The following is a 25,019-nucleotide window of genomic DNA, read 5'->3' as shown; positions in this document are numbered from 1 at the left end:
GCGGGGAGGATAGGTAAGGAATCACGAGCTCTTGCCGAGGCAGGCGCTCGTCCAGTCAACCGGTTCGACAATATCCTTCCATGACCGCAGAGACTTCGGCGACTGCCACAACCCGCTTTGCCCCGGCGGGCGAGGCGTCGATGCTTTTGCCGGCGACGGTCGCCTGCGGCGTCTTCATGACCAGCCTCGACCAGAATGTCGTGGTCACCGCACTGCCCGGCATCGGCGAAAGCCTTTCCCGGCCACCGAGCCAGCTCGGCCTCCTGATCACCGTCTATGTCGCCAGCCTGATCATCTCGATGCCGCTCGGCGGCTGGGCCGCCGACCGCTTCGGCCTGCGCAACGTTTACTGCTTTGCCTTGCTGGTGTTCGCCGCGTCATCGGCGCTCTGCGGGCTGTCCAACGACATCTGGACGCTGGTCGGCGCCCGCGCGCTGCAAGGTTTCGGCGGCGCATTGATGGGTACGCTCGGCCAGGTCGTTATCCTGTCGACCTTCCCGCGCAGCCGCACGCTTAAGATCAACATGTATATCTCGCTGGCCGGGCAGTCCGGACCGTTGGTCGGCCCGCTCGTCGGCGGCGCGCTCACCACCTACATCTCTTGGCGCTGGATCTTCTTCATCAACGTGCCATTCGCGCTGGCGGCGGCCGTCCTTGCCGCCTCGCTGTTTCCAACGGTCACCAAACGGGTGCGCACGCCGTTCGATTTTGCGGGCTTCCTGCTGGTCGGCAGCGGCATGGTCCTGCTGGTCTTCGGTATGGACTCGCTTGCGGCGAAGGATGCAGCCGGCAGCATGATCGCGGCCGAGCTGGCACTGGCGATCGTCATCCTGACGCTTGCCTCCTTCTACTGCCTGCGTGCCCGCAACCCCCTGCTTGACCTGAAGCTCCTGCGCATCCGAACCTTCCGCATCTCCTTTCTCACCGGCGGCGGGCTGGACACGATCGGCTTAAGCTCAGTCGTCTTCCTGCTGCCACTGATGTTCCAGCTCGGCTTCGGCATGAGCGCGGTGCAGGCGGGATCGCTGACCTTCGTTGCTGCGATCGGATCGCTGATCATGCGTGTCTTCATGCCGCGCCTGCTCAACCGCTTCGGCTTCCGCCGTGTGCTGGTCATCAACACGCCGATCGTTGCAGCGATGGTTGCGGGCTTCGCTTTGATCCAGGCGACCACACCCGTATGGATCGTGCTTGCCTATATCTTCGCCTTCGGTGTTTTGCGCTCGGCGCAGTGGGCTTCGACCGGCAACCTCGCCTATTCCGACATCGCGCCGGAACAGCTCGCCCGCTTCAGCGCGCTCTACTACATCCTCTGGCAGCTTGCGGTGGCGATCAGCGTAGGCCTGGCAGCCGCGATGCTGTCGTTCCTGGCTGGCGGTGGACCGGCTGTGACCAACGACTTCCGCATGCTGTTCGTGATCGAGGGCGTCATCACGCTTTGCGCGCTGATCGCCTATCTCAAGCTGACGCCGCAGGATGGCGCCCATGTCAGCGGCCACGGGCCCCCGCTGAATACGGAATGAGGTGGAAGCCGACGCCCTTGGCATCGGCTAGCTTCATTCGCTGAACGTCACCCATTCTTCCAGCGGCACGCGGTCGGTGCGGAACTCGTTTTCGGGCTTCGAAATGTCCTCATGGCCGAGCGCCATGCCGCAGACGACGATCTCCTCGTCGGGAATGTTGAGCACCGGCCTGATCTGCCGGTGATAGGGCGCGAACGCCGCCTGCGGGCAGGTGTGCAGGCCCCTGCCCCGCGCCGCTACCATGATGTTCTGCAGGAACATGCCGTAGTCGATCCACGAGCCCTGGTTCAGCCGCCGGTCGATGGTGAAGATCATGCCGACCGGCGCGTCGAAGAAGACGAAGTTGCGGTCGTGCTGGGCGCGCATCCTGTCGACCTCGCGCCGGCCGATGCCGAGCGCCCCGTAAAGGCCGAAGCCGTTGGCGCGCCGACGGGTGAGATAGGGCTCGAAGAACTGGGTGGGATAGTAGCGATACTCGTCCCACTCGGCCTTCTCGGCGCGGATGCCCGAGTTGAGGATGGCGTCGGTGATGCGCTGCTTGATCTCGCCCCTGGTCACATAGACCCGCCAGGGCTGCATGTTGGTGCCCGAAGGCGCGCGGGCGGCCACCGAAAGAATGGCACGGATGGTCTCGTCGTCGACCATGTCGGGCAGGAAGGCGCGAACCGAGCGGCGCGACGTGATCGCCTCGTCTACGATCGCCGCGTCCTTGGCAATCCGGGCGTTGTTTTCCAGCATGGGCCGTCCCTTGACGCATGGCCTCGGAGAACCGGACCGGCTTCCGGATAGGACCATGCGCGAATTCCAAATACCTGGTCCTCGACCGGACGTCCCCACCCGCCGTTCGTGGGTCGAGCCTTTGCATGAACCGTCAAAATGGCGCAAGCAAATCTTGTGGTCTTGTGAAAATCCTCTTGATTTTTTCATGGCGCTGGCCACTCATGAAATTTGTCCGGAATTTTTCATAGAGAGAATGGCTTGACCTCAACCGCCGTCAGATCGGAGCAGGAGAACAGCGAACGGCTGCTGGCCGGCGATATCAGAGCGTTGCGCAAGGCGCGTGGGCTGACGCTGGCCGAGATCGGCCTGAAGCTCGGCCGCTCCGTCGGCTGGGTCAGCCAGGTCGAGCGCGGCCTGTCGATCCCTTCGCTCGGTGACCTCAGGGCCTTCGCCGACCTGTTCGGCGTGCCGGTCAGCCTGTTCTTCAGGCACGATGTGCCGATCGAAAAGGAGCGCGGCGTTGTCGTGCGCGCCGGCAACCGGCGCAGGCTTGGCACAAGCGATTCCGGACTGGTGGAGGAGCTTCTGTCGCCCGATCTCGGCGGTAGCTTCGAGATGCTGCGTTCGGTCTTTGCGCCGGGCGCCGAGTTGAAGACCGAGGCGCGTCGGCCGACGGAGGAAGCCGGCTATGTCGCATCCGGCACCTTCGACATCGAAATATCGGGCGTCTGGCACCGGCTTGCCGAGGGCGACTCCTTTCGCTTCGACGGCAAGCCGTTCCGCTGGCGCAATGCCGGCGCCGAGCCGGCGGTGGTCATCTGGGTGGTTTCGCCACCTGTTTATTGAGTGAATATTTGGGAGAGCAACATGGCCGGTTTGCCGACCACAGCACGCGTGGTGATCATCGGAGGCGGTGTCGTCGGCACCTCTTCGCTCTACCACCTCGCCAAGGCGGGCTGGACCGACTGCGTGCTGCTGGAAAAGAACGAGCTGACCTCCGGCTCGACCTGGCACGCCGCCGGCAACGTGCCGACCTTCTCGTCATCGTGGTCGCTGATGAACATGCAGCGCTATTCGACCGAGCTCTATCGCGGGCTGGCCGACACGGTCGACTATCCCATGAACTACCATGTCACCGGCTCGCTCAGGCTCGCCCACTCCAAAGAGCGCATGCAGGAGTTCCAGCGCGCCAAGGGCATGGGCCGCCACCAGGGCATGGACATCGACGTGGTCGGCCTCGACGAGATCAAGCGCCGCTACCCGTTCATCGAAACGCATGAGCTGAAAGGCGCGCTCTACGATCCGAGCGACGGCGACATCGACCCGGCGCAGTTGACCCAGGCACTGGCCAAGGGCGCGCGCGACATGGGCGCGAAAATCATCCGCTTCTGCCCGGTCACCGGCGTGCACCGCGAGAACGATGAATGGGTGGTCGAAACCGCGCAGGGCGAGATCCGTTGCGAGATCGTCGTCAACGCCGCCGGCTACCGCGCCGCCGAAGTCGGCCGGATGTTCGGCCGTGAGGTGCCGATGATGGTGATGAGCCATCAATACATATTATTCGAGGAGATCCCGGAACTGGCAGCCTGGTCGAAGGAACAGGGCAAGAAACTGCCGTTGCTGCGCGACGTCGACACCTCCTACTATCTGCGCCAGGAAAAGACCGGCATGAATCTCGGCCCCTATGAGCGCAATTGCCGGGCCCATTGGGCGACCCATAACGATCCGATGCCGGAGGATTTCTCCTTCCAGCTGTTCCCCGACGATCTCGACCGTCTCGAACACTATCTCGCCGACGCCGTCGCCCGCGTGCCGATCCTCGGCACTGCCGGCCTGTCCAAGGTCATCAACGGGCCGATCCCCTATGCGCCTGACGGCAACCCGCTGATCGGGCCGATGCCCGGCGTGGCAAACGCCTTCGAGGCCTGCGTCTTCACCTTCGGCATCGCCCAGGGCGGCGGCGCTGGCAAGGTGCTGGCCGAATGGATCACGCAAGGCCAGACGGAATGGGACATGTGGTCCTGCGACCCGCGCCGCTTCACCTCCTTTGCCGCCGCGCCGGACTATTGCGTCGACAAGGGCATGGAGATCTACGGCAACGAATACGCCATCCAGTTTCCGCGCCATGCCTGGCCCGCTGGGCGCGACCGCAAGCTGTCGCCCCTGCATGATCGCATCAAGGCGCTTGGCGGCCGCTTCGACGCCTATAATGGCTGGGAGCGCGCGACGTGGTATGCGCAGCCCGGCGACGATGTCTCGGAGGAATCGACGCTGACCTTCCGGCGCGACGGGCCGTGGCAGCATCGCGTCCGCGAAGAGTGCCTTGCGGTGCGCGACGCCGCCGGCATTCTGGACCTGCCGGGTTTCTCGCGCTTCAACCTGGAAGGCCCCAGCGCCGCCGAATGGCTGAGCCTGCAAGTCACTGGCGCGGTGCCGAAACCGGGCCGCATCGGCCTCGTCTATTTCTCAGACGACAAGGGCCGCATCGTCACAGAAATGTCGGTCGTGCGCCATGGCGAGGACCAGATGACGCTGATCACCGCCGCGGTGGCGCAGTGGCACGATTTCGAGTGGCTGAAGTCACGCATGCCTGGGGATGCGAAATTCACTTTGACCGACCGAACCGAGGAATATTCGACGCAGATCCTCGCTGGTTCCAACTCGCGGAAAATCCTCGCCGAGGTTTGTGCTGCCGATCTTGCCTTGCCCTGGCTCACCCATCAGGAAACCAGCATCGCCGGACGCTGGGCCAAGCTGGTGCGTGTGTCCTTCGCCGGCGAGCTCGGCTGGGAGATCCACACCAAAGTCGGCGACACCGCGACGGTCTTCGACGTCGTCTGGGCGGCCGGCCAGAAACACGGCCTGAAGCCGTTCGGCATGTATGCGCTGGATTCGCTCAGGTTGGAAAAAGGCTACCGCGCCTGGAAGGGCGATCTGTCGACCGACTATTCGATCCTGCAGGGCGGGCTGGAGCGCTTCGTCAAATGGGACAAGCCCGACTTCCGCGGCAAGGCAGCACTGCTGAACGAGAAGCAGCAAGGCGTGAAGAAGCGCTTCGTCACGCTGGTCGTCGAAAACCCCGGCGATTGCGACGCGCCCTACATGTCGACGCTCTGGCATGACGGCCAGATCGTCGGCGAGACCACATCCGGCGGCTGGGGCCATCGCATCGACAAGTCGATCGCGCTCGGCATGCTGCGCGCCGACCTGACCGAGCCCGGCTCCGCTGTCGAAGTCGAGATCTTCGGCGACCGCTTCAAGGCGGTCGTGCAGAAGGACGAGCCGCTGTGGGATCCAAAAAACGAAAGACTGAGAGCATGAAGAAAGTCGTCCTCACCGATGGCGGCATGGGCCAGGAACTGGTCCGCCGCAGCAAATCCGAACCGACGCCGCTGTGGTCGGCCAGGGTGCTGATCGACGAGCCGGATCTGGTACGCGACCTGCATGCGGAATTCATCCGTGCCGGCGCCCGCGTCATCACCATCAACACCTATTCGGCGACACCGGAGCGGCTCGCCCGGGAAGGAGCAGAAGACCTGTTCAAGCCGTTGCAGCAGCGTGGCATCGAGCTGGCAAGGCAGGCTTGCGAGCAAGCCGGAGAGGCAACCATCGCCGGCTGCCTGTCGCCTTTGTTCGGCAGTTATGCGCCAGCGCTGACCATCTCCTACCAGGAGACGCTCGACACCTATCGCCGCATCGTCGCCGAGCAGGCTGACGGCGTCGATCTCTTCCTGTGCGAAACCATGGCCTCGACCGACGAGGCGCGAGCCGCCGTCACCGCGGCAACAGAAAGCGGCAAGCCGGTATGGGTGTCCTGGACGCTCGCCGACCACGGCGCACCACGCCTGCGCAGCGGCGAAGCGATCGCGGCGGCGTCCGGCGCGCTCGACGGCCTGCCGCTCGCGGCACGGCTGATCAATTGCTGCCGGCCCGAAGCGGTCGGCGCCGCCCTGCCCGAGCTGATCGCGCTCGGCGGCCCGGTCGGCGCCTACGCCAACGGCTTCACCTCGGTCGAAGCGCTCAAGCACGGCGGCACGGTCGAGGTGCTGCACGCGCGCCACGATCTTGATCCGGCGGCCTATGCCGAGCAGGCGATGGGCTGGGTAGAGGCCGGCGCCCAAATCGTCGGCGGCTGCTGCGAAGTCGGGCCGGCCCACATCGGCGCCTTGCGCGACCGGCTCGAACAGGCCGGTTACCAGATTTCGGGAGTTGCATAATGCCCAGACCATCATCGCGCATTACCGGCATCGTGCCGTCCGGCAAGGATGGCTGGGAGGTTCATTTCGCGGCCTGGACCCGCAAGGAGGCCGGCGAAGACATCATCATGCTGTCGGTCGGCGACCATGATTTCGATACGCCGGACCAGACCATCGAAGCCTGCGTGACGGCGGTTCGCGGCAGCAATCACCACTACACGCCGCTTCCCGGCCTGCCGCGCCTGCGCAAAGCGATGGCGGTGGCCTCGACCGCGTGCACGGGCGTTGCGACAAGTCCCGACCAGGTCATCGCCACGCCGGGCGGGCAAGCTGCGCTTTACGCCGCCGTGCAGGCCGTGCTCGACAAGGGCGACCATGCCATCGTGGTCGCCCCCTACTACGCGACCTATCCCAACACTTTCAGCGCGGCGGGCGCCGACTTCACAGTGGTCGAGACGCCCGCCGAGGACGGCTTCCAGCCGCACGCCACCGACATTCGCGCGGCAATCCGCCCCAACACGCGCGCCATCCTCATCAACACCCCGAACAACCCAACGGGCGCGGTCTATTCGCGCCACCACCTCGAAGAGCTGGCGCAGATATGCCGCGAACATGACCTCTGGCTGCTGTCCGACGAGGTCTACTGGACGCTCGGCGGCGGCGAGCATTTGTCGCCGCGCGCCCTGCCCGGCATGGCCGAGCGCACACTGGTCATCAATTCGATGTCCAAGAGCCACGGCATGACCGGATGGCGCATGGGCTGGCTGACCGGCCAGGAGACGATGATCTCGCTGCTGGTCAACCTCAATCTGGTGACCACCTACGGCCTGCCGGCCTTCATCAGCATCGCTTGCGCCGAGGCGCTCGAGAATGGCTATGGCGTCAAGGAGATCGCCGAACGCTATGCGGCGCGGCGCGCCGTCTTCCTCGACGCCATGCGCGGCATGAACAACGTCACCGTGCGCGGTTCGGAAGGCGGCATGTATGCCATGCTCGACATATCGGCCATCGAGCCCGACGACGAGAAATTCGCCTTTGCCCTCCTCGACGAGGAAAAGGTCGGCGTGATGCCGGGCTCGAGCTTCGGCGAGGCCGCGGCCGGCCATATTCGGGTCAGCCTCTGCCAGCCCGAGCCGGTGCTGCTGGAAGCAGCACGGCGCCTGCGCCGTTTCGTATCCAGCTATCGCCGCGAGGCCGCATGACCAGGGGTGTTCCCACCAAAGCCCGCGCGGTCATCATCGGCGGCGGCGTCTCCGGCTGTTCGGTCGCCTACCATTTGGCCAAGCTCGGCTGGACCGACATCGTGCTCTTGGAGCGCAAGCAGCTCACCTGCGGCACCACCTGGCATGCGGCCGGCCTGATCGGCCAGTTGCGCGGCTCGCAGAACATGACCCGGCTGGCGAAATATTCGGCCGACCTCTACGTCAAGCTGGAAGCCGAGACCGAAGTCGGCACCGGCATGCGCCAGGTCGGCTCGATCACCGTGGCGCTGACCGAGGAGCGCAAGCACGAGATCTACCGCCAGGCGTCGCTTGCCCGCGCCTTCGATGTCGACGTGCGCGAGATTTCGCCCAGCGAAGTCAAGCAGATGTACCCGCATCTGAACATTTCGGATGTCGTCGGCGCGGTGCACCTGCCGCTCGACGGCCAATGCGATCCGGCCAACATCGCCATGGCGCTGGCCAAGGGCGCGCGCCAGCGCGGCGCCACCATCATCGAGAATGTGAAAGTCACCAAGGTCCAAACCAAAGCCGGCCGTGTCTCCGGCGTTTCCTGGGCCCAGGGCGAAGAACAGGGCACGATCGAGACCGACATCGTCGTCAACTGCGCTGGCATGTGGGCGCGCGAGCTTGGTGCGCAGAACGGCGTCACCATCCCGCTGCATGCCTGCGAGCACTTCTATCTCGTCACCGAGCCTATTCCCGGCCTCGGCCGCCTTCCGGTGCTGCGCGTGCCCGATGAGTGCGCCTACTACAAGGAAGACGCCGGCAAGATGATGCTCGGCGCCTTCGAGCCGGTGGCAAAGCCTTGGGGCATGGACGGCATCCGCGAGGATTTCTGCTTCGACCAGTTGCCCGAGGACATGGAGCACTTCGAGCCGATCCTCGAAATGGGCGTCAACCGCATGCCGATGCTGGCAACCGCCGGCATCCACACCTTCTTCAACGGCCCCGAGAGTTTCACGCCTGACGACCGCTATTATCTCGGCGAGGCGCCGGAACTGTCCGGCTACTGGATGGCCACCGGCTACAATTCGATCGGCATCGTCTCCTCCGGCGGCGCCGGCATGGCGCTGGCGCAGTGGATCAACGATGGCGAAGCGCCCTTCGACCTGTGGGAAGTCGACATCCGCCGTGCCCAACCGTTCCAGAAGAACCGTCGCTACCTCAAGGAACGCGTCTCCGAAACGCTCGGCCTGCTCTATGCCGACCATTTTCCGTATCGCCAGATGGCGACCTCAAGAAATGTCAGGCGCTCGCCGCTGCATGAACATCTGAAGGCGCGGGGCGCGGTGTTCGGCGAGGTTGCCGGCTGGGAACGCGCCAACTGGTTCGCCCGTGACGGCCAGGAGCGCGAATACCGCTATTCCTGGAAGCGGCAGAACTGGTTCGACAACCAGCGCGAGGAACATCTGGCGGTCCGCAACGGCGTCGGCCTGTTCGACATGACCTCGTTCGGCAAGATCCGCGTCGAGGGCCGCGACGCCTCTGCCTTCCTGCAAAAGCTCTGTGCCAACGACATGGACGTAGCGCCGGGCAAGATCGTCTACACCCAGATGCTCAACCAGCGCGGCGGCATCGAAAGCGACCTCACCGTCTCGCGCCTCTCGGAAACCGCCTATTTCCTCGTCGTGCCCGGCGCCACACTGCAGCGCGACCTTGCCTGGCTGCGCAAGCATCTTGCGGATGAATTCGTCGTCGTCACCGACGTTACCGCCGCCGAAGCTGTTCTTTGCCTGATGGGTCCGGACGCGCGGAAACTGATTCAGAAGGTGAGCCCGAACGATTTCTCCAACGAAACCAACCCATTCGGGACGTTTCAGGAGATAGAAATCGGCATGGGCCTGGCCCGCGCCCATCGCGTCACCTATGTCGGCGAACTCGGCTGGGAGCTTTATGTCTCGACCGACCAGGCAGCTCATGTCTTCGAGGCGATCACTGATGCTGGAGCAGACGTCGGGCTGAAACTCTGCGGCCTGCACACGCTGGATAGCTGCCGCATCGAAAAAGCCTTCCGCCATTTCGGCCACGACATCACCGACGAGGACAATGTGCTGGAGGCAGGCCTTGGTTTCGCGGTGAAGACGGCCAAGGGCGATTTTCTCGGCCGCGACGCGGTGCTGCGAAAGAAGGAAGCCGGCCTGTCACGCCGGTTGGTACAGTTCCGGCTGAAGGACCCGCAGCCCCTGCTCTTCCACAATGAGGCGATCCTGCGCGACGGCAAGATCGTCGGCCCGATCACCTCGGGCAATTACGGCCATCATCTCGGCGGCGCCGTGGGGCTCGGCTACGTGCCGTGCAAGGACGAGAGCGAGGCGGATGTGCTGTCTTCGTCCTACGAGATCGAGATCGCCGGCGAGCGCTTCGCCGCCGAAGCCTCGTTGAAGCCGATGTATGATCGGAAGGCGGAACGGGTGCGCATGTAGCATCGCCCAGCTGGCTGCGCCCCCCTTTCACGCCAATCGAAATTTTCCTTACCGTGATCTTTGCCGAGGACACTGCTACGCTGCAGTCCTGGCCCAACCGGCATCGCATAACGCCGGACGGCTGCAAGACCGCGTTTCGCATGCGGCAACACAACGGAGGGGAAAATGAACACGACAAGCAAGCCGCGCGTCCTTGTTCTTGGGGCGGGTTTTGGCGGCCTCGAACTCACCACCCAGTTGTCCGAGACTTTCGGTGCGGACATCGACGTGATCTTGATCGACAAGAGCGACGCCTTCGTCTTCGGTTTTTCCAAGCTCGACGTCATGTTCGGCCACAAGACAGCGGATGCGGTGCGCATGCCGTACCGCAACTTCGTGAAACCGGGCGTGCGCCTGCTCAGGCAGACGGTCACCGCCATAGATGCCGAAAGGCGGCGGGTCACCACCGATGGCGGCGTCCATGAGGCCGACTTCCTGATCGTGGCGCTCGGTGCCGACTATGATTTCGACGCCACGCCGGGGCTGGCGGGCGCCAACGAATTCTATTCAGCCGCCGGCGCCGAGCGCCTGCGCGACGTGCTGCCCACCTTCACCGGGGGAAAGGCCCTGGTCGGGGTCTGCGGCGTGCCATACAAATGCCCGCCAGCGCCCAGCGAATGCGCCCTTATGCTGCACGATTACCTGGTCAATCGCGGTGTTCGTGGTGGCTGCGAGATCAGCTTCGTGCTGCCGCTGCCGAGCCCGGTGCCACCCTCGCCGGAAACGTCGCGAGCGCTGGTAGCAGCCTTCGTCGAGCGCAATATCGGCTTCATCCCGGGGCGCCGCGTCGCCTCGATCGACAATGCCAGGAAGGTCGCCATTCTCGATGACGGGGTGGAGATGCAATTCGACCTGTTCCTCGGCGTCCCCAGGCACCGCGTGCCCGATGTGGTGATTGACAGCGGCATGGCCGAGAATGGCTGGATTCCGGTCAATCCGCGGACATTGGAAACCCGCTATCCCGGCGTCTACGCCGTTGGCGACGGCGCCAACACCGGCACGCCGAAAGCTGGCGTATTCGCCGAAGGGGCCGCCCGCGCCGTGGCCAGCGACCTGATCGCCAGGCTGCGCGACACCGGCGGCGGGAAACAATATGACGGGTTCGGCACCTGCTATATCGAGTTCGGCGGCGGACGTATCGGCAAGGTCGAGGTGGATTTCTTCTCCGGCCCAAAGCCGACCGGAAGCTACCACGAGCCGTCGGTTGCCTTGCGCGCGGACAAGGAGGTTTTTGGATCGAGCCGCCGCGCCCGCTGGTTTGGAATGTAAGGTTCGCAGCCGATATGGCGCGGTCCGTCCCCAGCGAGAAGAAGCCTAAAACCGCTCCAGCTTCCGCCGCACCCTGCCCAGAAACGCCGCCCTGGTCGCCGGCGTCGAAGAATCCATCAAATAGTGCGCCAGGAAGAACGTCCGGCAGCGGGTGGCACACAGCGCCCGCATGCCGCGCAGGATGGTCTTGCGGCCCGGCTGGCCGACAACGACGCTCCACCATGTCGGCGCGCCGCAGGTGGTGATGACGCCGACCCTGGTCACATGCGTCATCAGCGACTTGATCCGCCCCTTTCCCGCCGGCAGCTTGAAGGCGACGTCGGTCGCCCACACCCGGTCGAGCCAGCCCTTCAGCATTGCCGGCAATCCGTACCACCAGGTCGGATAAACGAAGAGGATCGCCTGCGCCCAACCGAGATGATCGAAATGCGGCTTGAGCGCCGGATCCTGCGGTGCGCACTCATTGTAGAAGCGGCGCTCGTCGCAGCCCATCACCGGATTGAAATTCTCGGCATAGAGGTCGAGCAGCCGCACCTCCCAGCCCCTCGCCTTCAGCACCTCGACGGCACAGTCGCGGATCGAGGCGCAGAAGCTTTCGGGCACCGGATGGCAATAGACCACCAGCACGCGCATCAGAACGCGTCCATGTTAGCGCCGACCTTGGCCATGAATGCCCGGCGCGTTTCGTCGGTCGACAGGTTCATCGAATAATGCGCGAGATAGGAGACGGAGGCACCGGGCTTGATCGTCGCGCGCAGCATGCGGTTGACCAGCTTGCGTGGCGGATCGCCCATGAGCATGGCGCGAAAACGGCTGCCGCCATAGGTGGTGACGGCGGCCAGCTTGCCTATGTTGTGCAGCGACGGCTGCACCTTGCCGTCGACCAGTCTGAACGACACGCCGGGCAGAAAGACGCGGTCGAAAAAGCCTTTCAGCATTGCCGGAAAACCGAAGTTCCAGACCGGATAGGACAGCACCAGCGCCTCGGCCCGCAGCAGGCGCTCGACATAGAAGGCGGCAGCGTCACCCTCGCCGCGCTGGTCGTGGTAGCCGAGCCGCTCGGCCCGCGTCAGCCGCGGGTCGAAGTCCTCGACATAGAGATCGCAGTCGTCTACGGCATGGCCGGCCGCCGTCAGCCGCTCCACGATCGTCCGGTGCAGGCCGGCATTGAAGCTGGTCTCGACCGGATGCGCGTAGAGGACCAGTATCTTCATCAGCCCGCCTTTTGCAGCCCCTTGAACAGGAACGACTTGCCCGAGCGATAGTCGTAATTAGGGTTTTCCCAGGCGATCATCTTGCCGGGGTTGAGCAGTCCTTGCGGATCGGTCTCGCGCTTGAAGGCAAGCTGCACCTCGTCGGTCTGCTTCATGCCGCCCTCTTCCAGCGTGTAGCGGTGCGGGTTGAAGATCCAGCAGCCATTGTCTTCATGGATGCGGATGATCTCGTCCAGCCGCTCGGCCGTGGTGAAGCGGACCAGCGGCAGGCCGGCCGCGCCGATGGCGCCGTCGAAGCGGATGAACTCGAGATGCGCCGGCACCTCGTCGCCGAAGCGCTCGACCATTGCCATGACGTGAGCGAGATGGTCCGGCGACGGGTAGCGCGTCTGCAGGTAGGTTATGGTCGGATCGACCCGGATCGCACGCAGCGTCGTGTGGTTCCAGGTCAACTCATAGGCCGGCGGCAGTCCCTTGAGGTCAGCTTCCTGGTCGGCGCGGAAGACGATTTCGCCCTTGCCGCTCCGAACGAAGGCGACAAAGGCATCCATCGCATGCGGCGCGATCATGCACACCACGATGCTCTGTTCGCGCCGGAAAAATTTCTGATGCCGCTTGAAATAATCGTACGGGATGGGTGCTGCGATCGGCGTGATCAGTTTCGCCAAAATGCCGTCCTGGATGGCGAGGCCGTTGCCGAAGCCGGCCGCGTCCATGAAATCGTCGAAACCGATGATGACGTCGATCCAGTCGTAGCTGGCCGTCAGAGGCATCTCGACCTCGGTGATGATGCCGTTGGTGCCGTAGGCATGCATGACCTTGAGCACGTCCTCGCCGGTGAGCTCCATGACGCGCGGCTCGGCTTCCATCGTGACCGTCCTGAGACGAATGACGTTGCCTAGGTCGCGCAACCCGCCCCAGCGGATCGAGCCGACGCCGCCTGAGCCGCCAGCAACGAAGCCGCCGATCGACGCAGTGTTGTAGGTCGACGGCGACATGCGCAGCTCCTGGCCGGAATGCCGTGTCGCCTTGTCGATCTCGGCCAGCACCGCGCCCGGCCCGGTGACGACGCGGCCCGGCGCGATCGCCTTGACCGCGTTCATCTCGGCAAGATTGAGCACCACGCCGCCCGACAGCGGCATCGCCTGCCCGTAATTGCCGGTGCCGCTGCCGCGCGGCGTCACCGGGACGCCGTGACGGTGGCAGGCGGCGAGCACGCGGATCACCTCGTCCTCGCTCTTCGGCGTCACGATCAGGTCGCCGGTGACATGGTCGAGCTGCTGTTTCAGCACCGGGCTGTACCAGTAGAAGTCGCGGCTCTTCTGCTGGACGATTGCCGGATGGTCGTCGATCTTCAGCCCGTCGAGGTCGCGCTTCAGCGCTGCGATATCCATCATCCCACCATCAGTTCGTCGAGTTCGGCATAGTCGGGCAGCTTGCGTTCGATCGCCCGGCCGTCGCGCACGACGATGCGATCCGATTCCGGCCGCGACAGCAATTCCGTCCAGCTCCGGCCCTTGAAGACGATGAAATCGGCACTGCCACCGGCGGCAAGCGTTCCAAAACCGTCGAGCCGCATCACCTTGGCCGGCGTCGCCGCCACCGTTTGCGGCCAGTCGCCGACCGGGTGATCGAAATGCAGGATGCGCGTCGCCATGCGGTAGACTTCCAGCATGTCGAGATCGCCATAGGCATAGAACGGGTCGCGCGTGTTGTCCGATGCGACCGAAACTGGAATGCCCCTCGCCTTCATCTCGTGCAGCAGCGTCACGCCGCGCCAGCGCGGCGTCGTGTTGTCGCCGCGCCGGTCCTGCAGATAAAGATTGCACATCGGCAGCGACACCACGGCCAGCCCCGCTTTCGCAACCTTGTCCAGCGTGTCGAGCACATCGAGGTCCGGCTGGCGCGCCAGCGAGCAGCAATGGCCGACCAGGATGTTGCCCTCAAAACCGTTCCAGAGCGCCGCCTCGGCGATCTTCTTCAGCGAGACCGCCGCGACATCATCCGTCTCGTCGGCATGAAAATCGAGGTCGAGGCCATGCTTGATCGCCTCAGAAAACACCTTGTCGAGCAGTTCCTCGAGGTCAGGCACCATATAGGTGACGACGCCGAGCACGCCCTTGGCCGCAGCGACGCGTTTCGCCAGTTTCTCGAACCATTTTGTCTCGCGCACGCCTTCGACGCCAAGCAGGCAGGCGGCCTGCAACTCGATACTGCCGCGCCATTTGTCCCGCATCGTCTCGAACACCGGCCAGGAGATCTCCTCCTGCGGCGCGACGCTGTCGAGATGGGTGCGCAGCGCCTTTGTGCCGTGCGCATAGGCGCAGCGCAGCGAGAAGTCCATGCGACGCGCCACATCCTCGGCGCTCCAGCGCGCGGCGCGGTCGGCCCCTGTAGCGTTGAGCGCGCCCATGAAGGTGCCGTCGGGGTTGGGTTTTCGGGGCCAGATATGGCCCTTGTCGATATGGGTGTGGCAGTCGACGAAACACGGCAGCACGATGCGGCCGCCAAGGTCGATGGCATCAGCCGGCGCCTTCGATCGGCTGGCAGCCGCGATGGACGAAATTCGTCCTTCGGCGACGGCGAGGTTGGCAAGGGCAAATCCGTCGCTATCGAAAGCCGCGGCCAAGCCCGGCGTCAGCGATGCATGGAGCCGGACGTTGGTGAGATGATAGGAGCCGGAGTCCGGGATCAAATTCCACCCTCCTGGGCGACACGAGCAACCACCTATCGCTCCTGCTTCAGCGCGCTCTCATGCCAGCGCCGCAAAATGAGATGCGATACCAGCGACAGCACCAGGAAGATCAATATGCCGGCGAGCGAGATCAGGATCAGCGCCGCGAACAGGCGCGGCGCGTTGAGCCGGTAGCCGGCCTCGATGATGCGCGAGGCAAGCCCGGACGACTGTCCCTGCGCGCCGGCGACGAACTCCGCCACCACGGCGCCGATCAGCGACAGGCCGCCGGCGATCTTCAGCCCGCCGAGAAAATAGGGCATTGCCGCCGGCAGCCTGAGATAGCGCAATTGCTGCCAGCGGGTCGCGCCGTTGAGCTTGAACATGTCGCGCAGATTGCGGTCGACGGAATTGAGGCCGAGCGTGGTGTTGGACAGGATCGGAAAGAAGGCGACGATCCAGGCGCAGAGCAGAAGCTTCACCGTCTGGTTGTCGACATAGATGTTGATCAGCGGAAAGATCGCCACGATCGGTGTCACCTGCAGCACGATGGCGAAGGGAAAGAACGACATCTCCACCCATTTCGATTGCGCGAACAGCACCGCCAGCCCGACCCCGCCGATCACGGCAAGAAGCAGGCTGAGGAAGGTGATCCTGAGCGTCACCAGCAGCGAGGAGAACAGCAGTCCGGCATCGTCATAGAGCGTCTGCAGCACAACGCCCGGGCGCGGCAGGATGTATTTCGGGATCTCGTTCCAGACGCAGACGCGGTCCCACAGCCAGATCGCCAGGATCATGATCGCCAGCGGCAGCACCCAGCGGCCGATCCGCTCGAGGCGCTCCTGGCGCACGCGGCGCGCCTCCTCGGGATCGAGCTTCAGCGCGCTGTCGTCAATGGCCGTCATGATGCGGTCCGGCAGTTGAGTTGATGGCGCCGACCAGGACGTCGGATGCCTGGCGGCAAAGTGCTGCATAGTCGGGCGAGGTGCGAAACGCTTCGTCGCGCGGGTAAGCCGCATCGACGGCAAGTTCGGCAAAGACCCGGCCCGGCCGCGCCGCCATGACGACGACGCGGTTTGACAGGAACACGCTCTCGAAAACGCTGTGCGTGACGAAGACGACGGTGAAGCGCTCGTCCTGCCAAAGTTCCAGAAGATCGTTGTTGAGCTTGAAACGGGTGATCTCGTCGAGGGCGGCGAACGGCTCGTCCATCAAGAGGATGCGCGGCTTGGTCACCAGGGCGCGGGCGATCGAGACGCGCATCTTCATGCCGCCGGAAAGCTCGCGCGGCACGGCGTACTCGAAACCAGTCAGATGGACGCGCGCCAGCATCTCCATCACCGCCGGCGCCGCCTTTGCCCGCGATACGCCTTTCAACCTCAGCGGCAGCCAGATGTTGTCGAAGACATTGGCCCAGGGCAGCAGCGTCGGCTCCTGGAAGACGAAGCCGATATTCGTGCGATCGCCGCCGATGCGGCCGCGCCAGTCGAGTACGCCAGAGGTCGGCGTCGACAGGCCGGCGATCAACCGCAGCGCTGTCGACTTGCCACAACCCGATGGTCCGAGAAGGCTGACGAAATCCCCTTCGCGGATGGTCAGGTCGACATCAGTCAGCGCCATGACGCCGTTGGAAAAGACCTTGCCGACATTGCGCAGCGCCAGCAGCATCGGGGCTTCACCCGATGCCACCATGGGCGCCTGCGCCACTTTTTCCAGCTTCACGATTACTTCTTCAGGTCCAGCCCGACGCCCTTGTTGATGAAGGCGAGCGTATAGGCCTTCTTGATGTCGATGCCGGGCTGCGCCACCTTGGCCTTGACCATCTTGTCGTAGAAGCTCTGGATGCGTGCTTCGGTCATCGCGCCGATGCCGAGCTTTTCCGTGTCGCCGGAATCGACCACGCCAAACTTCTTCAGCTGCTCGATCGAGAAGGCGATCTGCTCATCCGTCATATCCGGATTGTCCTTCTTGATCATGTCGTTGGCGGCTTTGTTGTCGCCGTAGAGATAATTGTACCAGCCCTTGGCCGAGCCATCGACAAAGCACTGGACGACCTCCGGCCGCTTGTCGATCGTCTCCTGCATCACCTCGACCGTGGTCGCATAAGTGTCCCAACCATAATCGGCGAGCAGGAACTGGTTCGGCACGAAGCCGCCCTGCTTCTGCACGGCGAATGGTTCAGAGGTGACATAGCCCTGCTGGATCGACTTCTTGTTGGCGATGAACGGCGCCGGATTGAACGTGTAGGGCACGCGCTTGGCGGCATCGAAGCCGAGCTCGGTGACCATCCACTGGAAGAAGGTCTGCGCGCCCTCGTCGCCGAGAATGTACTGCTCAGCGTTCTTCAGATCTTCCCACTTGTCCAGCCCCTGCCCCGGCTGGGACATGATGACCTGCGGGTCCTTCTGGAAGTCGGCCGCCACCACGCGCATAGGAATACCCTGCTGCACGGCGTCGAAGGCCGACAGCAGATTGCCGCCCATGTAGAAATCGAGCTTGCCGGCGAGCAGCAGCGGCCGTCCGCTGACCTGCGGACCGCCCTGCGAAATGGTGACGTCGAGGCCGCAGGCGGCGTAGGTGCCGTCCGCCACCGCCTGGTAGTAGCCGCCATGCTCGGGCTCGGCCAGCCAATTGGTGCCGAAGGTGACTTTCTCGTTCGCTGCAGCACCGAGCGTGCTTGCGGCAAGCAGGACGATTGCGCCCGCCGTGATCTTCTCTTTTCCGTACATCGACACCACCCTCTGTTTGCTCCGGCGCGCCGCGCGCCGGGCTCGACACCATTGATTCGAGAAGCAAGACACATGCCACCGCCGGGGGCCGCCCGCTTGCGCAACAGTCGCGCGCCAAGCCATGACGGGTCATGCTGTATGGGAGGCATCGTGCCTATTTTTTGAACGCCTGTCCACAATCGCCCCGATCACATGCACTGTATCTTGAAGGGGTGTGCGGTCCGGCCTTAGGCTGCCGAAAACCGGAGATTGCCATGTTCAAATTCCTCACGCCGAAGTCGATCAAGCCGCCCTTCGCCCGCTACAGCCATGGCGTCGATGTGCCTCCAGGCAAACGCCTCGTGCTGTGTTCCGGCCAGGTCGCCATCACCGCGGACGACCAGATCCCGGAAGATGCCGGCGCCCAGGCCGAACTCTGCTTTCAGAACATTTCGGCGATTCTGGGCGAGGCCGGGTTTGGACTCGGGGATATCGTGCGCATCAACGCCTATGTCACCGACCGCGCATTTCTCAGACCCTATATGGACGTCCGCGATAGGCTGTTTTCCAGCCCTGCGCCGGCCTCGACGCTGATGATCGTCTCTGGTTTTGCCCGTCCCGAATTCAAGGTCGAGGTCGAGGTCATCGCCGCTGGATGATCGACAGGCGCTGTCTGTCGCGCTAGGTCTCGGTCACATGAAAGAGGCAAACATGACCGTTGCAAAAAAACGCTTGTGGTGGGGTGACTACCGGACCACCGAATACGCCACGATCGACCCGGAAGCGACGATCGCCGTCCTGCCGGTGGCGGCAATCGAGCAGCACGGTCCGCATCTGCCGGTTTCGACCGACACCTCGATCATGAGCGGCATGCTGGAAACGGTCATCGCCCGCCTGCCCGACGATCTCGACATCCGCATCCTACCGGTGCAAGCCGTGGGCAAGTCGAACGAGCATTTGCATGCGCCCGGCACGCTGACCCTGCCGGCGACGACGCTGGTCGATACCTGGACCGAGCTTGGCCTGTCGGTCTCCCGCGCCGGCCTGAGAAAGCTGATCGTCGTCAACTCGCATGGCGGCAATGAGGAAATCATGGGCATCATCACGCGCGAGTTGCGCGTGCGAGCCAAGATGCTGGCGGTGAAGACCAGTTGGCAGCGCTTTGGCCGCCCGGCCGGCATGTACACCGAACCGGAGGATCGCCACGGCATCCATGGCGGCGATGTCGAGACGTCGCTGATGTTGCACTTCCGCCCGGATCTCGTCGACATGGGCAAGGCCGACAATTTCGTTTCCAACGTCAGCCGGGCGGAAAAGGAGTTTGCGCTGCTGCGCCACACCGGCACGCACGCCTTCGCCTGGATCGCCAGCGACCTCAATCCGAACGGCGTGGTCGGCGACGCCAGCATCGCCACGGCCGAAAAGGGCCGGCTGACCGCCGAGCATCAGGCCGATGGCTTCATCAGCCTGTTGAAGGATGTCCGCAAGGCGAAGCTCGCCGACTGGCTGGCATAGCAAAGTCCTGCGAGACGTTCAGCCATCGATCCTTAACTCGAAGGGCGTGCCCTCAAAAGCATCTGCGCCGCGTCCGATCGCCTCTATCGCAGCGATCATGCGGCCATCGCGGCCAAGCAAGGCATCGGCGACGGCGATCAGCCGCGGATTGGGCGTCGCCGAGGGCGACAGCGCGCGCAGCGTTTGCGCCAGCTCAACCTCGTCGCGTTTCGGCGCCAGCGCAGCCGCAATGATATAGGCCGAGGCGGTCGACCGGCTGATGCCGGCATAGCAATGGACGACCATAGGCTTCGCACAATCCCATTGGCGCGCGAACTGGAGCAAGTTGCGCACATGCTCTTCGCCCGGCATGGTCATGCCTTCCTGGGCCACCGCAATGTCGTGCATCACCAGATGCAGATGGTTCTCCCTAGCGATCGAGGCCGGGCGTATCACTTCGGTGCCGGCGGCAAGCAGCGAGAGTAGACGCTCGGCGCCGGTTCTCGCCACCGTCTCCTCGACTTTGGCCAGCGAACAGACATGGATCATCGCGCGATCTCCTTCGGCCCATCGTCGCGCCGTGCGGCCCAGTCGGCAAGCGCCGATTCGAGCCGCTGCCATTCCGCGTCGGAACCCGGCAGCCCGGCGCGCAGCACCTGTGGCCGGTCGGCAAAATGCCGAAGCAGCACGCCGCGCTCGCCAAGCGCCGAAAACAACCCGGCCGCATCGGACAGGCGAAGATAACGGAACAGCGTCGTTCCGCCGGCGACAGGCACATCGAAGCGGCCGAACAGCGCGTCGAGCCGCGCCGCATCCTGCGTCAGGCGCTGCCGCATGGTGGTCTGCCAATCCGTGTCGGCCAGCGCGCGGATGCCATAGTCCAGCGCCGGGCCGGCGACCGCCCACGGCCCCAATTGCGCCTCCAGCCTCTCGACGGCCAGCGTGTCGGCCAAGGCAAAGCCGAGCCTAAGCCCGGCAAGGCCAAAGAACTTGCCGAAGGAGCGCAGTACCACGATACCGGATTGACCGACGTCGCCGGCCAGGCTTTCGGCGCGCGGGCCGACATCCATGAACGCTTCGTCGACGACCAGCAGCCCGCCTGAGGCGCGCAGTTTTCCGGCAAGCTCCAGCAGTCTGTCGCGTTCCACGACACGCCCGTCCGGATTGTTGGGATTGACCACGATGGCGAGGTCGGCCCCGGCAAGCGCCTCGAAATCATCGACCTCGGCCGCCGCATGGCCGGCGATCGCGGCCGCCCGCTTGTGCTCGGCATAGGTCGGCCCGAGCACCAGCGCCTCGCCGGGGCTCGCCAGCGAGGCGACACGTGGCAACAGGATCTGCGTGCCGGGCGCCGCCGCCACATGCGCCGCCGACGGCGCGCCATAGGCGCGCGCCGCGACCTCGGCCAGGTCACGGGCGCGCGCGGTTTCAGGCAACCGTGACAGGGTGGTGGCGGGCAATTCGAAAAGCGGATAGGAGTGCGGATTGATACCCGTCGAGAGGTCGACAAAAGGCTGTGGCGCGTGAGGGAAGAGCGCGCTCGCCCGGCCGAGGCTTCCGCCATGATCCACTGCTGCCATCGCTCCATCAGAAAGCTTCATGTCGATCCTGATCGCCTTCTTGTCGCTAGCCATCGAACGCATCTTCGGTTACCCGGACGGGCTGTTGCGCGCCATCGGCCACCCCGTCACGTGGTTCGGCAGGCTGATATCCTTTCTCGACCGCAGGCTCAACCACGCCACTGATTCCGACGCCCTGCGTCGCCGCCGGGGCGTCGAGGCATTGCTGGTCATCGTTCTGGTGCCGGCGGCCATCGCTTTCGCCGTACAAATCCTGCTCTGGCAGATCTTTCCCGCCGGCCTGCTCATCACGGCAATTCTGGCATCGTCGCTTCTGTCGCAGAAGAGCCTCGCCGACCATGTCGAGGCAGTGGCCGATGCGCTCGATACAGGCGGGCTGACGCTCGGCCGCATCGCCGTCTCGCGCATCGTCGGCCGCGATCCGGAAAAGCTCGACAAGCCGGGCGTTGCCCGCGCCGCGATCGAGAGCCTGGCCGAGAATTTTTCCGACGGCATCGTAGCACCCGCCTTCTGGACCGGTGTCTGCGGGCTGGCCGGCGGCGTCGCCTACAAGGCCGCCAACACCGCCGATTCGATGATCGGTCACCGTACCCCGCGCCACGAGGCCTTCGGCCGGGCGGCCGCTCGTTTTGACGATTTTATCAACCTGCCGGCCTCCAGGCTGACGGCGCTGCTGATCGTGCTTGCTGCTTTCATCGTCAAAGGCGCCGATCCGAGCGGAGCCTGGCAGGCCGTGCGGCGCGACGCGAGAAAGCACCGCTCGCCCAATGCCGGCTGGCCGGAAGCAGCAATGGCCGGCGCGCTCGGTCTGGCGCTGGCCGGACCGCGCAGCTATGGCGGCGTTGTCGTCGAGGATGCATTCATGGGCGAAGGCGGCCGGCGCGACGCTGACAGCACCGATATCAGGCGGGCGCTGAAGCTCTACCGGGTCGCCGATCATCTGCTGATCGCGCTGTTCGCGATCCTATCGGTGGTGCTCATCTACCTGACGTTCTGAACCGCCTTACCCTCCCCATTGTGGGGAGGGTCGGACAACAAATATCGCGAAGCGGTGTTTGTTTTCCGGGGTGGAGGTATTGCGCCAGCGGAGCGTCCCCCACCCCGATCCGCTCCGCGGATCGACCCTCCCCACAAGGGGGGTGTTTGGACCGGAGACATCGCGAACAGGTGTGCGAGGACATCGCGAACAGTTTTGCGCTTTTTGCGCAAGGGGGTTCGGGATGCCATTCGAGGACAGAAGCGCGATGTCTCCGGTCCAAACAGGGGGGAGGGTGAAGCACTCAGAACTCGATCCCTTGCTGCGCCTTCACGCCCGCCGCGAAATGGTGCTTGGTCAAGCCCATCTCGGTGACCAGGTCGGCCGCCTCGACCAGTGCCGGCTTGGCGTTGCGGCCGGTGATGACGACGTGCAGGCCTTCACGCCGGCCTTTCAAGGCCGCGACCACGCTGTCGAGATCGAGATAGTCGTAGCGAAGCGCAATGTTGAGTTCATCGAGCACCACAAGGCTGATCGACGGATCGGCCATCAGCTCGAGCGCCTTCGCCCAGGCGGCTTCGGCGGCGGCGATGTCGCGCTTCAGGTCCTGCGTTTCCCAGGTGAAACCCTCGCCCATCGCATGCCAGACGACGCGGTCGCCGAAGGCAGCAAAGGCTTCCTTTTCACCGGTGTGCCATTTGCCCTTGATGAACTGGACAACGCCGACACGCTTGCCGTAGCCGAGCATCCTAAGCGCCAGCCCGAAAGCGGCCGTGGTCTTGCCCTTGCCCGGACCGGTGTTGACGATCAGCAGGCCCTTCTCGATCGTCTTCCCCGCCACCTCGGCATCCTGCACCGCCTTGCGCTTGGCCATCTTGGCGCGATGGCGTTCCTCGTCCTTGGGGTCGATATCGCTCATCTCACTTCACCTTCAGCGGCAGCCCCGCCACCATCAGCAGCACCGTGTCGGCGACTGCAGCGACCTGCTGGTTGAGCCGGCCCGCGGCGTCACGGAACCGGCGGGCGAGCGCATTGTCCGGCACGATGCCCTGGCCGACTTCGTTGGACACCACGAACCACGGCCCCCGCGGCCGCGAAAGCACATCCGTCAGCCGCAGGCATTCGGCCTCGATGTCATGCTCGGCCAGCATATGGTTGGTCAGCCAGAGCGTCAGGCAGTCGACCAGCACCGGCCGGCCTTCGGGCAGAGCCGCAAGCGCGCCGGCAAGATCGAGCGGCGCATCCACGGTCGTCCAGCCTTCGCCGCGCCGCGAGCGGTGCAGCGCGATGCGTTCGCGCATCTCCCGGTCATAGGCTTCAGCGGTGGCGATATAGGTCCAGGGCGCTGGCCTTGATGTGACCAGGGTTTCGGCATGCGCGCTCTTGCCGGAGCGCGCACCGCCGATGACGAAGGTCAATCGTTTGCGATCAGGCAAAGCTGTCGCGCAGGCCGGTCGCCGTGCCGGTGAAGCGGCCGCGCACCACGCCGACGACGGCGCCGAGCACCAGCCAGAACACCAGGTTGGTCACCGTCACCGCCACCACGAATTGGTGATGCAGGCCTTCGGGGATCGGCGTCTCGAAGCTATTGGGCTGCGGCGCGCCGACGATGTGCGGTGCCACGATCAAGGCCACGGCCAGGATCGCCAGCGGCAGCGACTTGCGGAAGGCGATCAGGCCGAGACCGGCCGCGGTCGCCGCCACCGTTGCCCACCACCAGATCTGGCGTTCGGTGAGGTCGGCCGCCGGCATGGCCGGCAGTTCCGGCGGCAGGCCGAGGCCCGGCGCAAGCGTGAACGCGGCAAAACCGGCCAAACCCCAGAACACGCCCTGGCGCCAATTGCCGATGCCGCCGGCAAATTCCGAAACCGCGACCAGGACCAGCGCGAAGCCGATGCCGGTGACGATGTTGGCCAGCACGCTGAAGGCGAAGCGCTCGAAGCCATCGGCCGGCGCCCAGCCTTCGTCCTCCGCCGGAGCCGCCGCTTCGGTCGGCGCCGGTGCGGCGCTGCTCATTGCATCGGTGCTTGTAGCATTGGCGGCCGGCGCCGCGGCATGCTCATGCTGGTGGCCGCCTCCGGCCTGTTCGTAGACCTCGGCCTTGAGGATGAGCGGCACGGTGGCAAAGGCCTGCATGCAGGCGAGAGCGACGCCAGCCACGAGCCCTGCGATCGCCGCGATGAACACGACGTTGCGAAACAGGTTCATGATGTCAAATCCTCGTCAGTGGCAGGGAAATGCCATCGAATGGCGATAGTCGTGCGCAGCATTGTGGACCGCATCGATATGCGAGAAGCCGACAACGCCGATGACGAAAAGGCCCAGAAACGCGCTCAGAACGAGCTGCGTAAAGCGCGACTGCGAGGAGACCGTAGCGCCGAGAGAGACCGAAGCGGAATTCATGTCTTGTCCTTTCGCCCTCCACCCGAGGGCACAGAAGTCAGTTCCCTGTCGCCGGCAGGTCTCCTGGCTCGCGGATCAGCGCCCTTCCCCACCTTCCCGAAGAAAAATCCTCAGTGGCCTATGGAGAGGACTACCGCACACAGTTGCGGGGGCAGCCCCGGCATCGGGCATCAGCCCTCACCGCATTCCCTCTTGGTCCCTAATGGAACCGACGACAGGCCGTGACTATAGGCAGAATCACTGCCTCCGGCAAACCAAATTCCGCCCGTTACCAGCGCGAATGCGCCATGCCGCTTCATGGCTTCGACATGGCGATCCGCTCGGCCACGAGATGCTGCAGCCGCCACAGACGGGAATCATGAATGCCGCGTTGCTCAAGGTTCTTCACCGTATTGTAGAGATAGTCGGCGCCCGATCCCCAGTGCCCGCACGACGTTGCCAGCCTTTCGACCACCTCGTCTTCGTCGAGCGGCCCGGCATAGGTGGTGCCCTTGCGATTGATGACGAAAGCCAGGCCCTTGATCGGTCCACTATCGCTCGCCAGGTCCTGGTGCAACCGTGATAGTCGTTTGGCACC

The 25,019-nt window shown here is 64.5% G+C and carries 26 protein-coding genes and 1 riboswitch; of the genes, 11 read left to right on the top strand and 15 right to left on the bottom strand.

The window, feature by feature from the left end; translation table 11 throughout:
- The first annotated feature begins 80 nt into the window (after positions 1-80).
- Positions 81-1,523 (top strand): MFS transporter, encoded by a 1,443-nt coding sequence (locus tag D3227_RS04440; RefSeq protein ID WP_120012850.1) that lies wholly within the window; start codon positions 81-83, stop codon positions 1,521-1,523.
- 33 nt (positions 1,524-1,556) lie between these two features.
- Here the strand turns inward: D3227_RS04440 and D3227_RS04435 are convergent, their stop codons facing one another.
- Positions 1,557-2,261: a nitroreductase gene (locus tag D3227_RS04435; protein ID WP_167480587.1), complete on the bottom strand. Its 705-nt coding sequence runs from the start codon at positions 2,259-2,261 to the stop codon at positions 1,557-1,559.
- Between the two features lie 55 nt (positions 2,262-2,316).
- Here D3227_RS04435 and D3227_RS41460 point away from each other — a divergent pair, with 55 nt between their 5' ends.
- The 7 genes from D3227_RS41460 (at position 2,317) to D3227_RS04405 (ending at position 11,393) form a co-directional block, all read left to right on the top strand.
- Positions 2,317-2,505 carry a hypothetical protein gene (locus D3227_RS41460; RefSeq protein WP_167480586.1) on the top strand — a complete coding sequence of 63 codons (189 nt, stop codon included), beginning with the start codon at positions 2,317-2,319 and terminating at the stop codon, positions 2,503-2,505.
- Positions 2,502-3,089 (top strand): helix-turn-helix domain-containing protein, encoded by a 588-nt coding sequence (locus D3227_RS04430; RefSeq protein WP_120012846.1) that lies wholly within the window; start codon positions 2,502-2,504, stop codon positions 3,087-3,089. Before D3227_RS41460 ends, D3227_RS04430 begins: the two co-directional genes overlap by 4 nt.
- A gap of 21 nt (positions 3,090-3,110) precedes the next feature.
- Positions 3,111-5,564, top strand: a complete 2,454-nt coding sequence (locus D3227_RS04425) for a GcvT family protein (RefSeq protein WP_120012844.1) — start codon at positions 3,111-3,113, stop codon at positions 5,562-5,564.
- Positions 5,561-6,460 (top strand): homocysteine S-methyltransferase family protein, encoded by a 900-nt coding sequence (locus tag D3227_RS04420; protein ID WP_120012842.1) that lies wholly within the window; start codon positions 5,561-5,563, stop codon positions 6,458-6,460. Before D3227_RS04425 ends, D3227_RS04420 begins: the two co-directional genes overlap by 4 nt.
- Positions 6,460-7,641: a pyridoxal phosphate-dependent aminotransferase gene (locus D3227_RS04415; RefSeq protein WP_120012840.1), complete on the top strand. Its 1,182-nt coding sequence runs from the start codon at positions 6,460-6,462 to the stop codon at positions 7,639-7,641. The genes D3227_RS04420 and D3227_RS04415 overlap by 1 nt, the downstream gene beginning before the upstream one ends.
- Entirely contained in the window at positions 7,638-10,085 is a 2,448-nt protein-coding gene (locus D3227_RS04410) for a GcvT family protein (protein ID WP_120012838.1), read from the top strand. Before D3227_RS04415 ends, D3227_RS04410 begins: the two co-directional genes overlap by 4 nt.
- Positions 10,086-10,250: 165 nt before the next feature.
- A complete protein-coding gene (locus tag D3227_RS04405) occupies positions 10,251-11,393 on the top strand; it encodes an NAD(P)/FAD-dependent oxidoreductase (RefSeq protein WP_120012836.1) in 1,143 nt (380 codons plus the stop codon).
- A 45-nt stretch (positions 11,394-11,438) separates the two neighbouring features.
- Here the strand turns inward: D3227_RS04405 and D3227_RS04400 are convergent, their stop codons facing one another.
- Genes D3227_RS04400 through D3227_RS04370 form a run of 7 tightly spaced genes read right to left on the bottom strand, consistent with a single transcriptional unit; the run spans position 11,439 to position 18,010 of the window.
- Positions 11,439-12,026, bottom strand: a complete 588-nt coding sequence (locus D3227_RS04400) for an NAD(P)H-dependent oxidoreductase (RefSeq protein ID WP_120012834.1) — start codon at positions 12,024-12,026, stop codon at positions 11,439-11,441.
- On the bottom strand, positions 12,026-12,607 hold the full coding sequence (locus D3227_RS04395) for an NAD(P)H-dependent oxidoreductase (RefSeq protein ID WP_167480585.1): 582 nt from the start codon (positions 12,605-12,607) through the stop codon (positions 12,026-12,028). The genes D3227_RS04400 and D3227_RS04395 overlap by 1 nt, the downstream gene beginning before the upstream one ends.
- Positions 12,607-14,001, bottom strand: coding sequence for an FAD-binding oxidoreductase (locus tag D3227_RS04390; protein ID WP_120012828.1), 1,395 nt, complete (start codon positions 13,999-14,001; stop codon positions 12,607-12,609). The genes D3227_RS04395 and D3227_RS04390 overlap by 1 nt, the downstream gene beginning before the upstream one ends.
- Positions 14,001-15,302, bottom strand: a complete 1,302-nt coding sequence (locus D3227_RS04385) for a cytosine deaminase (RefSeq protein WP_120012826.1) — start codon at positions 15,300-15,302, stop codon at positions 14,001-14,003. The genes D3227_RS04390 and D3227_RS04385 overlap by 1 nt, the downstream gene beginning before the upstream one ends.
- 32 nt (positions 15,303-15,334) lie before the next feature.
- Positions 15,335-16,186 carry an ABC transporter permease gene (locus D3227_RS04380; protein WP_120012824.1) on the bottom strand — a complete coding sequence of 284 codons (852 nt, stop codon included), beginning with the start codon at positions 16,184-16,186 and terminating at the stop codon, positions 15,335-15,337.
- A complete protein-coding gene (locus D3227_RS04375; protein WP_120012822.1) occupies positions 16,173-17,003 on the bottom strand; it encodes an ABC transporter ATP-binding protein in 831 nt (276 codons plus the stop codon). Before D3227_RS04375 ends, D3227_RS04380 begins: the two co-directional genes overlap by 14 nt.
- A gap of 2 nt (positions 17,004-17,005) precedes the next feature.
- Entirely contained in the window at positions 17,006-18,010 is a 1,005-nt protein-coding gene (locus D3227_RS04370; RefSeq protein WP_120012821.1) for an ABC transporter substrate-binding protein, read from the bottom strand.
- A 254-nt stretch (positions 18,011-18,264) separates the two neighbouring features.
- Here D3227_RS04370 and D3227_RS04365 point away from each other — a divergent pair, with 254 nt between their 5' ends.
- Entirely contained in the window at positions 18,265-18,648 is a 384-nt protein-coding gene (locus tag D3227_RS04365) for a RidA family protein (protein ID WP_120012819.1), read from the top strand.
- A gap of 52 nt (positions 18,649-18,700) precedes the next feature.
- Positions 18,701-19,504, top strand: a complete 804-nt coding sequence (locus D3227_RS04360; RefSeq protein WP_120013055.1) for a creatininase family protein — start codon at positions 18,701-18,703, stop codon at positions 19,502-19,504.
- Positions 19,505-19,522: 18 nt separating this feature from the next.
- Here D3227_RS04360 and D3227_RS04355 read toward each other — a convergent pair whose 3' ends face one another.
- Together D3227_RS04355 and cobD are read right to left on the bottom strand one after the other, a co-directional pair.
- Positions 19,523-20,032 (bottom strand): tyrosine phosphatase family protein, encoded by a 510-nt coding sequence (locus D3227_RS04355; protein WP_120012817.1) that lies wholly within the window; start codon positions 20,030-20,032, stop codon positions 19,523-19,525.
- Positions 20,029-21,084 carry a threonine-phosphate decarboxylase CobD gene (gene cobD / locus D3227_RS04350; protein ID WP_120012815.1) on the bottom strand — a complete coding sequence of 352 codons (1,056 nt, stop codon included), beginning with the start codon at positions 21,082-21,084 and terminating at the stop codon, positions 20,029-20,031. Before cobD ends, D3227_RS04355 begins: the two co-directional genes overlap by 4 nt.
- Between cobD and cbiB the strand changes: the two genes are divergently transcribed.
- Positions 21,083-22,060: an adenosylcobinamide-phosphate synthase CbiB gene (gene cbiB / locus D3227_RS04345; protein WP_120012813.1), complete on the top strand. Its 978-nt coding sequence runs from the start codon at positions 21,083-21,085 to the stop codon at positions 22,058-22,060. The genes cobD and cbiB overlap by 2 nt on opposite strands.
- Before the next feature lie 283 nt (positions 22,061-22,343).
- Here cbiB and cobO read toward each other — a convergent pair whose 3' ends face one another.
- From cobO to D3227_RS04320, 5 genes are all read right to left on the bottom strand, one after another.
- On the bottom strand, positions 22,344-22,958 hold the full coding sequence (gene cobO, locus D3227_RS04340) for a cob(I)yrinic acid a,c-diamide adenosyltransferase (RefSeq protein ID WP_120012811.1): 615 nt from the start codon (positions 22,956-22,958) through the stop codon (positions 22,344-22,346).
- A gap of 1 nt (position 22,959) precedes the next feature.
- On the bottom strand, positions 22,960-23,475 hold the full coding sequence (gene cobU / locus D3227_RS04335; protein WP_120012810.1) for a bifunctional adenosylcobinamide kinase/adenosylcobinamide-phosphate guanylyltransferase: 516 nt from the start codon (positions 23,473-23,475) through the stop codon (positions 22,960-22,962).
- Complete coding sequence (locus tag D3227_RS04330; RefSeq protein ID WP_120012808.1) at positions 23,468-24,247, bottom strand: CbtA family protein; 780 nt, start codon at positions 24,245-24,247, stop codon at positions 23,468-23,470. Before D3227_RS04330 ends, cobU begins: the two co-directional genes overlap by 8 nt.
- A gap of 15 nt (positions 24,248-24,262) precedes the next feature.
- Positions 24,263-24,442, bottom strand: coding sequence for a CbtB domain-containing protein (locus tag D3227_RS04325; protein ID WP_120012806.1), 180 nt, complete (start codon positions 24,440-24,442; stop codon positions 24,263-24,265).
- Between the two features lie 36 nt (positions 24,443-24,478).
- A riboswitch (cobalamin riboswitch) is annotated at positions 24,479-24,670 on the bottom strand.
- Positions 24,671-24,737: 67 nt separating this feature from the next.
- Positions 24,738-24,998 (bottom strand): gamma-glutamylcyclotransferase, encoded by a 261-nt coding sequence (locus tag D3227_RS04320; protein ID WP_245451635.1) that lies wholly within the window; start codon positions 24,996-24,998, stop codon positions 24,738-24,740.
- Positions 24,999-25,019 lie beyond the last annotated feature (21 nt).

It is taken from the genome of Mesorhizobium waimense, assembly GCF_003601975.1.
In the GTDB taxonomy this organism is placed as follows: Bacteria; Pseudomonadota; Alphaproteobacteria; order Rhizobiales; family Rhizobiaceae; genus Mesorhizobium; species Mesorhizobium waimense.
The sequence above is the reverse complement of the archived record's forward strand: the minus strand, read 5'-3'. Positions and strand labels throughout refer to the sequence as shown.

Excerpts from the sequence above, each read along its gene's own strand:
- D3227_RS04355 (WP_120012817.1), bottom strand. The coding sequence starts at position 20,032 with ATGATCCATGTCTGTTCGCTGGCCAAAGTCGAGGAGACGGTGGCGAGA.
- D3227_RS04405 (WP_120012836.1), top strand. The coding sequence starts at position 10,251 with ATGAACACGACAAGCAAGCCGCGCGTCCTTGTTCTTGGGGCGGGTTTT.
- cobO (WP_120012811.1), bottom strand. The coding sequence starts at position 22,958 with ATGAGCGATATCGACCCCAAGGACGAGGAACGCCATCGCGCCAAGATG.
- D3227_RS04325 (WP_120012806.1), bottom strand. The coding sequence starts at position 24,442 with ATGAATTCCGCTTCGGTCTCTCTCGGCGCTACGGTCTCCTCGCAGTCG.
- D3227_RS04415 (WP_120012840.1), top strand. The coding sequence starts at position 6,460 with ATGCCCAGACCATCATCGCGCATTACCGGCATCGTGCCGTCCGGCAAG.
- cobD (WP_120012815.1), bottom strand. The coding sequence starts at position 21,084 with ATGAAGCTTTCTGATGGAGCGATGGCAGCAGTGGATCATGGCGGAAGC.
- D3227_RS04390 (WP_120012828.1), bottom strand. The coding sequence starts at position 14,001 with ATGGATATCGCAGCGCTGAAGCGCGACCTCGACGGGCTGAAGATCGAC.
- D3227_RS04410 (WP_120012838.1), top strand. The coding sequence starts at position 7,638 with ATGACCAGGGGTGTTCCCACCAAAGCCCGCGCGGTCATCATCGGCGGC.
- D3227_RS04330 (WP_120012808.1), bottom strand. The coding sequence starts at position 24,247 with ATGAACCTGTTTCGCAACGTCGTGTTCATCGCGGCGATCGCAGGGCTC.
- D3227_RS04435 (WP_167480587.1), bottom strand. The coding sequence starts at position 2,261 with ATGCTGGAAAACAACGCCCGGATTGCCAAGGACGCGGCGATCGTAGAC.
- D3227_RS04400 (WP_120012834.1), bottom strand. The coding sequence starts at position 12,026 with ATGCGCGTGCTGGTGGTCTATTGCCATCCGGTGCCCGAAAGCTTCTGC.
- D3227_RS04440 (WP_120012850.1), top strand. The coding sequence starts at position 81 with ATGACCGCAGAGACTTCGGCGACTGCCACAACCCGCTTTGCCCCGGCG.
- D3227_RS41460 (WP_167480586.1), top strand. The coding sequence starts at position 2,317 with ATGCGCGAATTCCAAATACCTGGTCCTCGACCGGACGTCCCCACCCGC.
- cbiB (WP_120012813.1), top strand. The coding sequence starts at position 21,083 with ATGTCGATCCTGATCGCCTTCTTGTCGCTAGCCATCGAACGCATCTTC.
- D3227_RS04425 (WP_120012844.1), top strand. The coding sequence starts at position 3,111 with ATGGCCGGTTTGCCGACCACAGCACGCGTGGTGATCATCGGAGGCGGT.
- D3227_RS04365 (WP_120012819.1), top strand. The coding sequence starts at position 18,265 with ATGTTCAAATTCCTCACGCCGAAGTCGATCAAGCCGCCCTTCGCCCGC.
- D3227_RS04370 (WP_120012821.1), bottom strand. The coding sequence starts at position 18,010 with ATGTACGGAAAAGAGAAGATCACGGCGGGCGCAATCGTCCTGCTTGCC.
- D3227_RS04420 (WP_120012842.1), top strand. The coding sequence starts at position 5,561 with ATGAAGAAAGTCGTCCTCACCGATGGCGGCATGGGCCAGGAACTGGTC.
- D3227_RS04395 (WP_167480585.1), bottom strand. The coding sequence starts at position 12,607 with ATGAAGATACTGGTCCTCTACGCGCATCCGGTCGAGACCAGCTTCAAT.
- D3227_RS04380 (WP_120012824.1), bottom strand. The coding sequence starts at position 16,186 with ATGACGGCCATTGACGACAGCGCGCTGAAGCTCGATCCCGAGGAGGCG.
- D3227_RS04360 (WP_120013055.1), top strand. The coding sequence starts at position 18,701 with ATGACCGTTGCAAAAAAACGCTTGTGGTGGGGTGACTACCGGACCACC.